The organism is Curtobacterium sp. MCBA15_016 (assembly GCF_001865105.1).
Taxonomy (GTDB): Bacteria; Actinomycetota; Actinomycetes; order Actinomycetales; family Microbacteriaceae; genus Curtobacterium.
Genome location: NZ_MJGR01000033.1, coordinates 3589 through 4410, shown reverse-complemented (window position 1 = coordinate 4410; position 822 = coordinate 3589). Strand labels below are relative to the sequence as shown.

The 822-nt window shown below is 70.8% G+C and carries 1 protein-coding gene; it reads right to left on the bottom strand.

Annotation, left to right across the window (positions count from 1 at the left end; all coding sequences use genetic code 11):
* Positions 1-608 (bottom strand): aldo/keto reductase (locus BIV03_RS13300; protein ID WP_139201985.1); only part of this gene is annotated, 608 nt, incomplete at its 3' end.
* Positions 609-822 lie beyond the last annotated feature (214 nt).

Here is an 822-nt window from a genome sequence, read left to right as displayed (position 1 = left end):
TTCGCGCGGCAGAAGTCGAACAGCTCCGGTTGCTGGAACGTCGGGTGCAGCTCCATCTCGTTGAGCGCCGGGAGGACCAGGGCGTCGCGGAGCAGCAGCCGCAGCTTCGGGACCGTCGTGTTCGACGTGCCGAGGTGCCGGACCAGTCCAGCGTCGACGAGCCCCTCCAGCGCCCGCCAGAGCGCGAGGTACGCGGCGTGGTCGTAGGGGCGGGCCGACCGGTCGCGGTCCTCGACCGAGGCGTGCGGCGCGTGGTGGTTCGGGAACGGCCAGTGCACGAACACCGCGTCGAGGTGGTCGAGCCGCAGGTCCCGGAGTGATCGCTCGACCGACGCGACCGCATCGGCCGGGTCGTGCGCGTCGTTCCAGACCTTCGACATCACGAAGAGGTCCTCGCGCGGGACACCGCTCGCCGCGATCGCTGCGCCGACCTCGGGCTCGTTGCCGTAGACCGAGGCGCAGTCGACCAACCGGTAGCCGGCGTCGAGGCCGCCGCGGACCGCCGCCGCCACCTCGTCCGGGCCGTACCGGTCGGAGCCGAACGTGCCGAGCCCGATCGTCGGGATGTGCGCACCGGTCCGCAAGGGTCGGCTCGTCAGGACGTCCACGGTGGCCTGCTTCCTGCGCGTCGTCGCGCATCACTCAACGTTTCACCCATGCGGGTGCAATGCACGCTACCGTAGAACCGTCTCCAGGACGAAACGTTTCGCTCGACTCGAGGAGGAGTCATGCCCGAACCCCAAGACCTGCCACGGATCGACCCGGCGGCCCTGCCCGAGCCGGTCGACGTGTCGGACAACTCCGCGGCGCTCGCCGCCGTCG